13 protein-coding genes are annotated in these 12,503 nt (G+C 44.7%); 3 read left to right on the top strand and 10 right to left on the bottom strand.

What is annotated here, in order from left to right:
• The coding region (locus tag WS40_RS02250) for an ABC transporter ATP-binding protein (RefSeq protein WP_325208366.1) at positions 1 to 1,471 on the bottom strand (1,471 nt) is incomplete at its 3' end.
• 213 nt (positions 1,472 to 1,684) lie between these two features.
• On the bottom strand, positions 1,685 to 2,305 hold the full coding sequence (locus tag WS40_RS02255; protein WP_046439834.1) for a TetR/AcrR family transcriptional regulator: 621 nt from the start codon (positions 2,303 to 2,305) through the stop codon (positions 1,685 to 1,687).
• A gap of 161 nt (positions 2,306 to 2,466) precedes the next feature.
• On the opposite strand from WS40_RS02255, the gene WS40_RS02260 reads away from it, so the two are divergent.
• From WS40_RS02260 to WS40_RS02265, 3 genes are all read left to right on the top strand, one after another.
• Positions 2,467 to 3,615 (top strand): SLC13 family permease, encoded by a 1,149-nt coding sequence (locus WS40_RS02260; protein ID WP_046439836.1) that lies wholly within the window; start codon positions 2,467 to 2,469, stop codon positions 3,613 to 3,615.
• An 80-nt stretch (positions 3,616 to 3,695) separates the two neighbouring features.
• The gene (locus tag WS40_RS11285; protein WP_022288118.1) at positions 3,696 to 3,800 is read left to right on the top strand and encodes a DUF3789 domain-containing protein; all 105 of its coding nucleotides are present in this window, start codon (positions 3,696 to 3,698) and stop codon (positions 3,798 to 3,800) included.
• Between the two features lie 241 nt (positions 3,801 to 4,041).
• Positions 4,042 to 5,535, top strand: coding sequence for a sodium:solute symporter family protein (locus WS40_RS02265; protein ID WP_046439928.1), 1,494 nt, complete (start codon positions 4,042 to 4,044; stop codon positions 5,533 to 5,535).
• 609 nt (positions 5,536 to 6,144) lie between these two features.
• Here the strand turns inward: WS40_RS02265 and WS40_RS02270 are convergent.
• The 8 genes from WS40_RS02270 to fabF form a co-directional block, all read right to left on the bottom strand.
• The gene (locus WS40_RS02270; RefSeq protein ID WP_046439839.1) at positions 6,145 to 6,549 is read right to left on the bottom strand and encodes a bis(5'-nucleosyl)-tetraphosphatase; all 405 of its coding nucleotides are present in this window, start codon (positions 6,547 to 6,549) and stop codon (positions 6,145 to 6,147) included.
• Positions 6,550 to 6,724: 175 nt separating this feature from the next.
• Positions 6,725 to 6,958, bottom strand: a complete 234-nt coding sequence (acpP, locus tag WS40_RS02275; protein WP_038672418.1) for an acyl carrier protein — start codon at positions 6,956 to 6,958, stop codon at positions 6,725 to 6,727.
• Positions 6,959 to 7,069: 111 nt separating this feature from the next.
• Positions 7,070 to 7,885 carry an acetyl-CoA carboxylase carboxyltransferase subunit alpha gene (locus tag WS40_RS02280; RefSeq protein WP_022288122.1) on the bottom strand — a complete coding sequence of 272 codons (816 nt, stop codon included), beginning with the start codon at positions 7,883 to 7,885 and terminating at the stop codon, positions 7,070 to 7,072.
• Positions 7,878 to 8,756, bottom strand: coding sequence for an acetyl-CoA carboxylase, carboxyltransferase subunit beta (gene accD / locus WS40_RS02285; protein WP_046439842.1), 879 nt, complete (start codon positions 8,754 to 8,756; stop codon positions 7,878 to 7,880). The genes WS40_RS02280 and accD overlap by 8 nt, the downstream gene beginning before the upstream one ends.
• Positions 8,756 to 10,126, bottom strand: coding sequence for an acetyl-CoA carboxylase biotin carboxylase subunit (locus WS40_RS02290; protein ID WP_038672424.1), 1,371 nt, complete (start codon positions 10,124 to 10,126; stop codon positions 8,756 to 8,758). The genes accD and WS40_RS02290 overlap by 1 nt, the downstream gene beginning before the upstream one ends.
• 38 nt (positions 10,127 to 10,164) lie before the next feature.
• Positions 10,165 to 10,596, bottom strand: a complete 432-nt coding sequence (fabZ, locus tag WS40_RS02295) for a 3-hydroxyacyl-ACP dehydratase FabZ (protein WP_022288125.1) — start codon at positions 10,594 to 10,596, stop codon at positions 10,165 to 10,167.
• 20 nt (positions 10,597 to 10,616) lie between these two features.
• A complete protein-coding gene (accB, locus tag WS40_RS02300; RefSeq protein WP_046439845.1) occupies positions 10,617 to 11,093 on the bottom strand; it encodes an acetyl-CoA carboxylase biotin carboxyl carrier protein in 477 nt (158 codons plus the stop codon).
• Between the two features lie 15 nt (positions 11,094 to 11,108).
• Entirely contained in the window at positions 11,109 to 12,341 is a 1,233-nt protein-coding gene (gene fabF, locus WS40_RS02305; protein ID WP_046439847.1) for a beta-ketoacyl-ACP synthase II, read from the bottom strand.
• Positions 12,342 to 12,503: the final 162 nt, after the last annotated feature.

Genomic DNA, 12,503 nt, shown 5'->3' on the forward strand with positions numbered 1-12,503 from the left:
GACACTCGCCCCCCGAAACGTATATGCCCTTTGAGCCGATCATAGTATCAACACCCTCAGGGAACTTCTCGATTATATCCATGCACTGTGCGTCACGAAGCGCCTGCATAACTTCCTCGTCCGTGGCGTCAGGTCTGCCCATTCGCACGTTGTCGAGAATACTCATTTTAAGAAGCTTGCTGTCCTGGAAAACATATGAAACATACTTCATAAGCTCCTCTGACGGAATGTTTCTCACGTCTGCCCCTCCTATCTTTATAGAGCCGCTCTTTACGTCCCAGAAACGTGCGATAAGCGAACAAAGGGTGGTCTTTCCTCCTCCTGAAGGACCTACTACCGCAATATGCTCTCCTGCCTTTATGTTCATCGTTATTCCGTCAACAGCGTTGCTCTCTGCATTGTCATAAGCAAACACCGCATTGTCAAGCTGGATAGATGAGTCCTTTGGAGTTTCACCGCTCTTTGTCTCAGCAAGCGGCTCAGTTTCAAGAATAGAATACATTCTGTTCACAGCGTCGTCCACCAACATCTGTGACTCTCCTGCATATGCTATCTTCATAAGCGTTACAGTAAGAATAGAAGTTATTATCACATAAAAGAAAAGATTAAGAACAAACTCGTCCGTAACTCCATGGGAAGTGAGTTTGAAAGCCGCAATTATAAGCGCCGCAAAAATGCCGTTTGCCGCAGTGGTGAAGCATATCATCGGAAGCATCATGTTCTTTGTGTATCCAAGAGTCCACTTTTCATATTCGTCAATAGCAAGCTTGAAACGCTTGAAAGAAAATATCGTCTGACCAAAGGTTTTTACAACAGGTATTCCACGAACATACTCCACCGCCTCAGATGACATTTTTTCAAGTGCATTCTGATACTGCTTCATATCCTCCGCCATTTTAGGACCCATCATAAGCGTGCCCATAAGCACAAATGCGATGAACGCAGGGATAAGGCTAATAAGTCCAAGCCGCCAGTCGAATATGAACATCATAACAAGCAGACCCACAGGGGTCGCCATTGAAACAGCCTTGTCAGGGAAATTGTGGGCAAGATAGGTTTCCGTTGACGCACTTGAATCCATAACTATCTTTCTTATCTTTCCTGTTCCCTCAGCTTCAACATAACCAAGCGGAAGCTTCATAATATGCTTCATCATGCTCACTCTCATGTTAGCCTGCACCCTGAACGCTGCCTTGTGAGAACACATTAGCGCAGCGATATAAAACACCATTCCAAGAAGTGCAAAGCCCACAGCCTCCCAGCCGTATCGGCTTATGTTCTCCGCCTTTGAAAAATCAGGTCTTACCCTGAGTATCTCTTTTATGATGCGCCAAACATCATAAAACGGTATAAGTGCTATCCATGCACTTATTACAGCAAGAACAGCAGAAGCGTAGGAATAATACTTATGTCCGCCTGCATAGTGCATAAGAACTGCAAAGGAACTTTTCTTTTTCTCTTTCTTTTTCACAACAATACCTCCTGTTTGTTTATATAGTTAGATTTAACTAACTTATTACCATTTAAAAAGCAACACCCTATAAGGGGTTGCTGAAAATGTTAAAAAAGTCAAATGATTTTGACATCTTTTCTGTAGGGGAGCGGCGCAATTTCTGCTTTGCAGAAATGCGAAGTCCCGCTCCCTGCTCAAAGTTCTACTAAAAACCCGAACAACACCAAGACCCTACAAGCCCAGATCCTCATAATTCTGCCCCAGAACTTTCCCCCAGCCTGCGAAGCAGAACTCTCTTATGCTTTTCATAAAGATCTGCGCCTCATCATAAGAAAGATCATGAGAGACCACCTCGTAAATATAAGACCAGCCTGTTCGGCAGATAACGTGTATAAAGAAGTCGCTCACCATGTTTTCACGCCTTGAAAACTGCTTTACAAACTCCCTGTAATACTTTTCCTCTATCTCAGCAAGCTCGTCAAAATAACGCTCATACTCTGTTCCTGCCGAGTGGCAGAAGATAAGCTTGAAAACGTCAAAGTTTTCATAAATATATTTCAGCACAAGCTCAGTTCCCTCATTGCCCTGACTTGTCGCCTCCGCAGGGTCGCCGCTCTCCCTTGCAGCGGTTATGCTTTCAAGATACAACTCCATAAGTCCGTCTGCAGCTGGCTTTACCACCGCCGAAAAAAGTCCAGCCTTGTCCCCAAAGCGTGTATATATAGACCCCGTACTTACTCCGCTCTCAGAAGAGATCCTGCGAAGATTTGCATTTTGAAAGCCGTGTTCAAGAAATTCTTTTTTTGCACTCTCTATAAGAGTTTCTGTAACTCCTGCTGTTTCCGTTCTCATTTTGCACCTGCCTGAAAATAACCATGTTATAATAACAGTGTTATTATAACATGGTTATTTAAACTTGTCAAGTTTTTTTCTTAAAGCAGCTCAAAATCTTGTAATAATATCATTTTCATGATATAATTTTATCATATGAATAAACGACAGGAAATGATAAAATGAAAAACATAAATAAAGCGATCGCCTTTGCTAAAAAAGAAACCGTCCTGATAGTGGCAATGCTCTTAGCCGTTATATCTGCATTTTTCGTCACACCTGACAAAGCATATGCAAGTTATATCGACTTCCGAACACTTGGACTTCTGTTCTCTCTTATGACAGTGACCGAGGGCTGCAAAGGTCTTGGCATTTTTGAACGCAGTGCAAAATTTATCATAAGCAAAGTCAATACCGCATTTCAGCTTTCCATAGTGCTTGTGGGGCTTTGCTTCTTTTCAAGTATGTTCATAACAAATGACGTTTCACTTCTGACCTTTGTTCCCCTCACTCTCACCGCCCTCTCAACTCTCGGTGAAGCAGGTAACAAGCTTCTCATACCCATTGTCGTTCTGCAGACCATTGCCGCAAATCTTGGCAGTATGCTCACGCCTATAGGCAATCCTCAGAATCTATACCTTTTTGGTGTATCGGATATGAAGCTGAAAGATTTTCTTGTACTTATGCTTCCCTTTACTATTGTTGCAGGAGCGATGCTTTTTCTGTGGACGCTTGCAGTGTGTAAAAAGTCAGGAAAGCTGTCTGTCAAGACAGATATAACTGCTGAAAACTTCGATACATATTCGACTAAAGACAAGACAAAGCTTTCAGGATACGTCCTGCTTTTTGTCCTTTGCCTGCTTACAGTTGCAAGGCTTGTCCCATGGCAGATAACAGCCCTCTGCGCACTTGCTTTCTCTGCCATTGCTGACAGAAACGTGCTTAAAACAGTTGATTACTCACTGCTTCTTACTTTCTGCGGATTTTTCATCTTTATCGGAAATATGGGCAGAGTAGAGATTTTCCGCAGTGTCCTCAGCAGCATAATAAACGGTCACGAGCTTTTTATTGCCGTTGCCGCAAGTCAGATAATAAGCAACGTTCCATGCGCTATACTCCTTTCAGGCTTCACCAACAAGCTGAACGCACTTATAATAGGAACGAACATAGGCGGCCTTGGCACTCTTATCGCCTCCATGGCAAGCCTTATATCCTACAAGCAGATATGCCGCAGCCACCCCCATATCAAAGGCAGATATTTCGCATATTTCACAGCCGCAAACATCGCTTTTCTCGCTGTAATGGCTCTGACTGTAAAGATCGCATACTGAAATAAGTTTTCTATACCCTGCCCACTTTATCTGCATAACATTTTCGCTAAATGCCCACACTATCCGCAGGAGGTGTTTTTATGCTTGAATTTTTTGCAGGAACGCTGGTAGGCGGTTTTGTGGGCGTTGTGACAATGTGCCTTTGTATCACCGCAGGCGAAAGCGACCGTCATGATGAACGATGATGTTTTACACAGGTAAACTTCGTGATTTTCACCAAAAAAGCTGCCGCAAAATTTCCCTTTGCGGTGGCTTTTTTTATGCCTGTCCGTATTGACAAATACTCCGCTTTGTACTATAATAGTATCATTGTACTTTAGCAAGTAAAAACGCAAAAGCATAAAAGCTTTAAAGCGACACATGATGTAAAAGGAGTGTATTGGATTGACAGCAAGGTGGATAGTATTGGTATTATACCTTGCACTTATGATAGGCATAGGTGTTTATTACCGCAGAAAATCGGCAAGCGTCAATGATTTTGTACTGGGAGGAAGAGGTCTTGGAGCGTGGTTCACAGCCTTTGCATATGGAACTTCATACTTCTCGGCAGTAATTTTTGTAGGCTACGCAGGAAAATTCGGCTGGAATTACGGTGTGGCTTCCACATGGGTAGGAATTGGAAACGCCGTCATAGGCTCATGGCTTGCATGGAAAGTTTTGGGCAGACGTACAAGGATAATGTCAAAGCACCTTGAGGCAAAGACCATGCCTGAGTATTTTGAAAAGAGATACAACAGCAAGCCCTTGAAGATAGTTTCGGCACTTATCGTGTTCGTATTCCTTATCCCTTATACGGCTTCGGTCTACAACGGCTTGTCAAGACTTTTTGAGAAGGGCTTTGGTATTCCTTACAAATATTGTATAATCGGCATGGCAGTTTTCACTGCAGTGTATGTTATCATGGGTGGCTACAAGGCTACAGCACTGAACGATTTTATTCAGGGAATAGTAATGCTTGTAGGCATTGCGGCGGTAGTGCTGGCGGTGCTTGGTGAAAACGGTGGCCTTGGAAATTCTCTTGACCTGCTTGGCGATATTTCTGACGCAAATGGCGACAAGGGTGCATATTCGTCACTATTCGGCCCTGATCCTATAAACCTTGCAGGCGTTGTTATTCTTACCTCTCTCGGCACATGGGGACTTCCGCAAATGGTGCAGAAATTCTATGCAATAAAAGACGACAAGGCTATCAAGACAGGAACTATAGTATCCACATTCTTTGCAGTAGTGGTAGCAGGCGGCTGTTACTTCCTTGGCGGATTCGGCAGACTTTTTGTCAAGAGCGCTGACGGACTTCCGGAGGGCGGTTTTGACGGAATAGTTCCGACTATGATGGAAAAGCTTCCTTCACTGCTTTTCGGACTTGTTATCGTTCTTGTGCTTTCGGCTTCAATGTCAACACTTTCATCGCTTGTGCTTACATCAAGCTCCACTTTGACGATCGACCTTATCAAGCCTATAATGAAAGAAAAAATGGACGAGAAAAAACAGCTTATCACAATGAGAATTTTCATTGCCGTATTTCTTATCATCTCAGTTGTGCTTGCAATAATCACCCTTGAAAATCCACAGACAGTAATTTCAACTCTCATGTCTATCTCATGGGGCGCACTTGCAGGAGCATTCCTTGCACCGTTTATGTACGGACTTTTCTGGAAGGGCGTAACAAAGGCGGCCTGCATGGCAAGCTTTATCGCAGGAGTAGGCATAACAGTGATACACATGGCATACTACACCCTTGCAGGTCACACAGGAACACTTTGGGGCATAAACCTTGCCTCGCCTATCAACGCAGGCGCATTTGCAATGCTTTTCGGACTTGTTCTTGTACCTATCGTTAGCCTTATCACAAGGCAGAGCGACACTGACAAGGCTCATGCTGAAAAGGTGTTCGAGTGTTATAATGACAGCGAAATATAATCTTATATCGCTTACATACTTGAAATGCAGACAGGAACGGACTTTGTTCGTTCCTGTTTTTTTGGGTGATAATGCAAATGATATAGTGAGCGAAACGACAAAACAAGCGGGCGAACGGTGTTCGCCCCTACGATTTTGTTGCCGTGGGTTTTAGCCTTTTTTATTCAATTTTCAAATTGAATTCGGAGTATGACACTGGGTATTATGCCCTAGGTTTTGTATACACAAAATATCACAATGCACGCCCACGTCTTGATACAAGTACTCTACAGCCTGTTCCAGAATCTCTCATCGTATTCACTAAGTCACAGGGCTTGTACGTGCCCGCAAGTATCTAAGACGCTTTCTACTTATCCCTGAAAAATGCTCTTTTTGTTGCATAAAAAATGCAACAATTAATGGATTATTGCCAAATTAAATCATAAATCATTTGTTTGCACAAATTGACCACATGAATTTTGTATAATATCCACTGTAGGGGCGAACAGTGTTCGCCCGTTTTCCTACCTGAACTAACTTTTGGGGGTCCACATTATTAATGTGTATACAGACAGCAAAAAGTTCCATAAAACACCGTTCAACACCTGAACGCATTTTATGGAACTCTTTTCAGATTATAAATTTCTTCGCCTTGTTTACAATACTGCGGTCGTTTTCGTAAGACAGGACCTGTCCTGCCCTGCCGATCTCGACCCAACGTATGTCTGCGATCTCCTCTTCCTGAGGAGTGTAGTCGGTGTTCTTTGCTTTGCCGATAAAGTAGACAACGATCTTCTGCGTGTCCTTCCTTGGTGAATAGGACACTATCTCCCGAAACGTGGTATCAAGATTTACGTCTATCCCCGTTTCCTCCATGATCTCACGCTTGGCAGTTTCTTCCTCTGTTTCATCGCCCTCAACGTGACCCTTTGGGAATGACCAATGACCGCTGTTGATATGCTTTATCAGCAGTATCTCGGTGTTGCCGTGATACTTTCTGTAAACGATAGCACCGCAGGATTTTTCATGTAGCATCATTTTTCCTTTCCGGAGCTTAGCCCCAATATTTACTCATTGATTTAATTATATCACAATAGCCCTCATTTGTCTATACCCTTTAATAAATATACTCCCATTTTGTGCATATTCCACAAATCAGGTAAAATAAAAAAAGCCGTGCAAAAGCACAGCTTTTTGAAACAGTCAAAGATTATTCCTCGACCTTGTTCTCGATATACTTAACGATATCGCCAACAGTCTTGATGTTCTCGACCTCTTCATCAGGGATCTCTACATCAAAGCTCTCCTCGATGCTCATTACAAGGTCAACTACGTCCAGTGAGTCAGCGCCGAGATCCTCTGTGATAGAAGCCTCCATAGTTACTGCGTCCTCTTCAACGTCGAGCTGCTCTACGATAATGTCCTTGATCTTATCAAATACCATTACTTTACCTCCATTCTGTACTTTACTGGGTCTGCCGCTCAGCGCAGCATTTATGTCAGCCGCCGCCGCTCATAAGTCGGCAAATCATTCGGCATGATCATCAAAAAAAACTCATTCCTGCGAACTTTCCTCAAACTCGCCCACAGTTCTAAACTTATTATACCGCCCCTCAAGCAATTCGTCAAGACCTTTTTGCAATTTTCTTTTCAAAGCTCCCTCAATATAGTCAGAGATATTCTCCGCAGTGAGCTGTGGGTCGTTATGTGCGCCGCCGTCGGCTTCGGAAATTATATGGTCGCACACCCCAAGTCTTGTAAGATCCTCGGCGGTTATCTTCATTATATCGCAGGCTTCACGCTCTCTTGTGGAATCCTTCCACAGGATACTTGCAAAGCCTCTTGGCGATATTACTGAATAAATAGCATTTTCAAGCATTGCAAGCTCATCGCATACTGCAAGAGCCAGCGCTCCTCCCGAGCCGCCTTCTCCGAGTATTATGGAGATAACAGGAGTCTTGAGGGTCATGAACTCCATGATGTTTTTGGCTATCGCTTCGCCCTGACCACGCTTCTCAGCTTCTACGCCGCAGAATGCGCCTGCTGTATCAACAAGGCATATAACAGGTCTATGGAACTTCTCAGCCTGTCTTGCAAGCCTGAGAGCCTTTCTATAGCCCTCCGGGTGTGGCATACCGAAATTGCACTTCTGATTTTCTGCAAGATCTCTGCCCTTTACCTCAGCAATGACTGTTACCGGTATGCCCTTAAAATAGGCTATACCGCCCATAACAGCACCGTCATCACCAAAAAGTCTGTCTCCGTGCATCTCAAAGAAATCGTCGAATATAAGAGGGATATAGTCCTTGGCAGTCGGTCTGCCCTTGTGTCTGATTATATCAAGTCTTTGACAAGCTGTCAGCTCACTCATTTGAGGACACCTCCTTTGCTGGCTTATGAAGTCTGAGTATATGAGCGAGAACTCTTCTCATTTTCTTTCGCTCAACTATCATATCAACAAAGCCGTTTTCAAGCATGAACTCGGCAGACTGGAAATCGTCAGGAAGCTTCTGCTTGATAGTACCCTCTATAACACGTCTGCCTGCAAATCCGATAAGCACCTTTGGCTCTGCGATTATGATATCGCCCAGTGACGCAAAGGAAGCTGTTACACCGCCCGTGGTAGGGTCGGTCATAACTGCGATATAAAGCAGACCTGCTTGATTATGTCTAGCCACAGCACCGCTTGTTTTCGCCATTTGCATAAGGGAAACTATACCCTCCTGCATTCTTGCTCCGCCTGAAGCTGTGAATGCGATAACAGGGAGCTTATTTGCGGTGGCGTATTCGATAGCTCGTGTTATCTTTTCGCCCACAACGCTGCCCATGGAAGCCATCATATAGTTGGAATCCATAACGATTATAACTATCTTCTCGCCTCTTATGGCAGCCTTTCCTGTGATAACGGCGTCTTTAAGACCGGTCTTTTCTCTCAAAGCCTGCTGTTTTGCTTCATAGTCAGGAAAATCTATAGGATTTTTTGATACCATATCCTTATCAAATTCCTCAAAGCTACCCTTATCTATGGTGATATCAAGACGTTCTTTTGCGGTAAGTCTTGAATGATAGTTACAGTGAGGACAAACCTTGCCGTTTGCCTGAAACTCCTCCATAAAAGTGACGTTTCTGCATCTTGGACACTTGAAAAGCAGACCCTTTGGGATATCGGTCTTTTTCTTGTCATCGTCCGCCTTATCGCCGTTAAATCTTACTTTAACGACAGAAAACAGATCTTCAAGCATTATTCCTTACTCCTCTCATCTGCCAAAATGTCGGTACGGTTAAGAAAACCGTTATCGTAATTGCCCTCTAAAAACTCCGGGCGTCTTATAAGCTTAAGCTGGAAATCAACATTGGTTGCAACGCCGTCCACGATAAACTCAGACAGTGCCCATGTCATTTTTGCAATAGCTTCTTCTCTATTCTTACCATGAACGATGAGCTTGCCTATCATTGAATCGTAATAAGGCGGTATCTCATAGCCCTGATAAACTGCGGTATCTACTCTTATTCCAGGGCCTCCTGGGATAAAGAGAGACTTTATCCTGCCAGGTGACGGTCTGAAATCAAGAAGCGGATTTTCCGCATTTATACGGCACTCTATTGCATGACCTGTCAGCTTTATATCCTCCTGCTTTATGGACAATCTCTGTCCTGATGCGATAAGGAGCTGTTGCTTTACAAGGTCAACGCCTGTGACGGCTTCTGTGATAGGGTGTTCCACCTGTATACGGGTGTTCATTTCCATGAAATAGAACTCGCCGTTTTTATCCACGAGGAACTCTATTGTGCCTGCATTCCTATAGCCGCAGACCTTAGCGGCTGTACAAGCGGCTTTGCCCATTTTCGCACGAAGCTCCTCATTCATAAAGCTTGCAGGGGAAGGGGCTTCCTCGAGGACCTTCTGATTTCTTCTCTGCATGGAGCAGTCACGCTCGCCCAGATAGATAACATCGCCGTAATTATCCGCAAGTATCTGTATCTCGATATGCTTAGGGTCTTCTATGAATTTCTCGATATAGATCTCGTCATTGCCGAAGCAGGCAAGAGCTTCCTGCTTTGCGGCGGTCATCTGTGCTTCAAGCTCATCGTCGGAGTGAACGATCCTTATACCGCGTCCTCCGCCGCCTGCTGAAGCCTTTACCATAACAGGGTAGCCAAGATCTCTTGCAAGGGTATGCGCCGCATGGATATTTGAGATAGCGCCGTCTGAACCCATTATAACAGGCACGCCTGCTTCTTTCATTGTTTCCTTTGCCTGCGCTTTATCGCCAAGCATTTCAATAGACTCGGCTCTTGGTCCTATGAAAGTTATGCCGCACTTTTCGCACATTCTCGCAAAGGACGGATTTTCAGACAGAAAGCCAAAGCCCGGGTGGATAGCGTCTGCACCTGTTATCTCGCAGGCGGAGATTATCGCCCTGACATTAAGATAACTGTCCTTGCTTGGTGCAGGACCTATGCAGACTGCCTCATCTGCTATCTGAGCGTGGAGAGCGTTTCTGTCGGCGGTGGAATATACCGCAACAGTATGTATGCCAAGCTCTCGGCAGGCTCTTATAATGCGGACAGCGATCTCGCCTCTGTTCGCTATCAATACTTTTTTGAACATATTATGCCTCACTAATTATGACTAGAATAAGAGATACCTTACTTTATCGCAAAAGTTATCTCAGCGGAAACAGCCTTCTTGCCGTTTACAGAAGCAAGTGCCTTTCCAACGCCGATAGGACCCTTGACTTTGATTATCTCCACCTCGATATCCAGCTTATCACCAGGCACTACCTGCTGACGAAACTTACAGTTGTTTATGCCGCCGAACAGACCTATCTTGCCCTTGTTCTCAGGAAGTGAAAGCAGTGCAACTGCACCTGCCTGCGCACACATCTCTACCATAAGTACGCCTGGAGTAACAGGATAGTTCGGGAAATGTCCCTTGAACCAAAAGTCCTCAGCCTTTATATACTTTGTAGCCTTTACACGCTTGCCCACTTCAAGCTCGTTTACCTCGTCGATAAGCAGAAAAGGGTCACGGTGAGGGATTATTTCCATGATCTGCTCTTTATTCAAAACAACTGCCATTGTCTTTCCTCCAAATCAGTTTAGTCAAGTATCATTATGGTCTGATCGAACTCAACAGCGTCGCCGCTGTTTACGCATATCTCTCTTACCACGCCGTCAAATTCGCTCTGTACTTCGCTCATTACCTTCATGGACTCGATAATGAAGATAGTGTCGCCCTTCTTTATCTTGTCGCCAACGCTTACGAACGGCTTTGAATCAGGTGACGGAGCGGCATAGAATGTTCCCACGATAGGGGCTTTAACTGCCTTGCCGCCTGTTACCGGCGCTGATGTTGCCGACGCTTCTGGTGCTGTCTGTGCTGCAGGTGAAGCTGTGCCCACAGCCATTGGCATAGGCATTCCCATTGGTGCAGGAGGAGGGCATTTCTTGCCCTTTACTGTTATCACCTTGTCACCGTCAGCTATTGTTATCTCACCGAGGTCTTTATTTTTCACGATATCGGCAAGCTTTTCTATTGTTTCAAGGTCAAACTGACCATAAATTTTTTCGCTCATATCAGTTTCTCCTTATTAGTCGCACTTCTTGATACAGATAGTAGCGTTATGTCCGCCAAAGCCCAGAGAGTTTGAAAGTGCTGCATAGACAGGCATTTCTCTGTTGCCCTCAATGCAGTAGTCAAGGTCGCACTCAGGGTCAGGAGTGGTGTAGTTTATTGTCTTATGAACAAAGTCGTTCTGTACAGAAAGTGCAGTAACGATAGCTTCCATGCCGCCTGCCGCACCAAGAAGGTGACCTGTCATAGACTTTGTGGAGTTTATGACCGTCTTTCTTGCGGCTTCTTCGCCAAGAGCAAGCTTGATAGCTGTTGTTTCATACTTATCGTTAAGACCTGTTGATGTGCCGTGAGCGTTGATGTAGTTCACCTGCTCAGGCTTCAGACCTGCTTCTTCATAGGCATACTTCATTGCATGGGCGGCAGCCTCACCTGTTGGTGATGGGCTTGTCATGTGATAAGCGTCGCCTGTTGCGCCATAGCCTGCTATTTCAGCTATGATATTTGCACCTCTTGCTTTAGCGTGCTCATACTCCTCAAGGCAAAGTATGCCTGCACCCTCGCCAAGGACAAAGCCCTGTCTGTTCAGGTCGAATGGAGTTGAAGCCTTGTCAAGCTCTGTTGCCTTTGAGAGAGCCTTCATATTGTTGAAGCCGCTGAGTGCGAAATGAGAGATACAAGCCTCTGAGCCGCCGCAAAGGCAAACGTCAAGGTAGCCGTCCTTTATCTTTCTGAAAGCCTCGCCGATAGCGTGAGTACCTGAAGCGCAAGCTGTAGTGGTACAGAAATTATCGCCCTTAAAGCCTGTCTGCATTGCAACAGTGCCGGCAGCCATATTGCCTATCATCATAGGGATAAAGAATACGGACACCTTGTCAGGCTTTTCGTTGAACTTTGTGACTTCCTTTTCGGTCATGTTAAGACCGCCGATACCAACGCCGATTATAACGCCTGCTTTGAAAGGATCAACGTCCTTGAAATCAGTGCCGGCCATGGCAAGAGCCTGCTTTGCAGAGCACACAGCGAACTGTGTGAATCTATCCATTCTCTTTGCCTCTTTTTTGTCTATATACTCTGTGCAGTCAAAATCCTTGACAGCTCCGACTATCTTTACAGGGAAATTCTCAGTATCGAACTGGTCAACATATGAAAGACCGTTCTTGTTAGCCTTGATGTTCTCCCAGAACTCTTCTACGTTTTTTCCAAGAGGGTTTACTGTACCCATACCTGTGATAACAACTCTTCTCATTTAAACACTCCTTTATTTCTGAAACAATGATATATCTTATCTTTCCACGGCACATATCGAGCACATGGCTTGTGGGATAACGGGCAAACGCTGTTCGTCCCTACATTATTGCTTGATATAAAGCCAAACAATATTTTTATTCGGTCTGCATATTTTCGCTGA

The sequence above is a fragment of the Ruminococcus sp. N15.MGS-57 genome (assembly GCF_000980385.1).
GTDB lineage: Bacteria > Bacillota > Clostridia > Oscillospirales > Ruminococcaceae > Hominimerdicola > Hominimerdicola aceti.

Bases quoted from the DNA above. Each gene is read 5' to 3' on its own strand.
- WS40_RS02255 (WP_046439834.1), bottom strand. From the start codon at position 2,305: ATGAGAACGGAAACAGCAGGAGTTACAGAAACTCTTATAGAGAGTGCA.
- WS40_RS02260 (WP_046439836.1), top strand. From the start codon at position 2,467: ATGAAAAACATAAATAAAGCGATCGCCTTTGCTAAAAAAGAAACCGTC.
- WS40_RS11285 (WP_022288118.1), top strand. From the start codon at position 3,696: ATGCTTGAATTTTTTGCAGGAACGCTGGTAGGCGGTTTTGTGGGCGTT.
- WS40_RS02265 (WP_046439928.1), top strand. From the start codon at position 4,042: ATGATAGGCATAGGTGTTTATTACCGCAGAAAATCGGCAAGCGTCAAT.
- WS40_RS02270 (WP_046439839.1), bottom strand. From the start codon at position 6,549: ATGCTACATGAAAAATCCTGCGGTGCTATCGTTTACAGAAAGTATCAC.
- acpP (WP_038672418.1), bottom strand. From the start codon at position 6,958: ATGGTATTTGATAAGATCAAGGACATTATCGTAGAGCAGCTCGACGTT.
- WS40_RS02280 (WP_022288122.1), bottom strand. From the start codon at position 7,885: ATGAGTGAGCTGACAGCTTGTCAAAGACTTGATATAATCAGACACAAG.
- accD (WP_046439842.1), bottom strand. From the start codon at position 8,756: ATGCTTGAAGATCTGTTTTCTGTCGTTAAAGTAAGATTTAACGGCGAT.
- WS40_RS02290 (WP_038672424.1), bottom strand. From the start codon at position 10,126: ATGTTCAAAAAAGTATTGATAGCGAACAGAGGCGAGATCGCTGTCCGC.
- fabZ (WP_022288125.1), bottom strand. From the start codon at position 10,596: ATGGCAGTTGTTTTGAATAAAGAGCAGATCATGGAAATAATCCCTCAC.
- accB (WP_046439845.1), bottom strand. From the start codon at position 11,093: ATGAGCGAAAAAATTTATGGTCAGTTTGACCTTGAAACAATAGAAAAG.
- fabF (WP_046439847.1), bottom strand. From the start codon at position 12,341: ATGAGAAGAGTTGTTATCACAGGTATGGGTACAGTAAACCCTCTTGGA.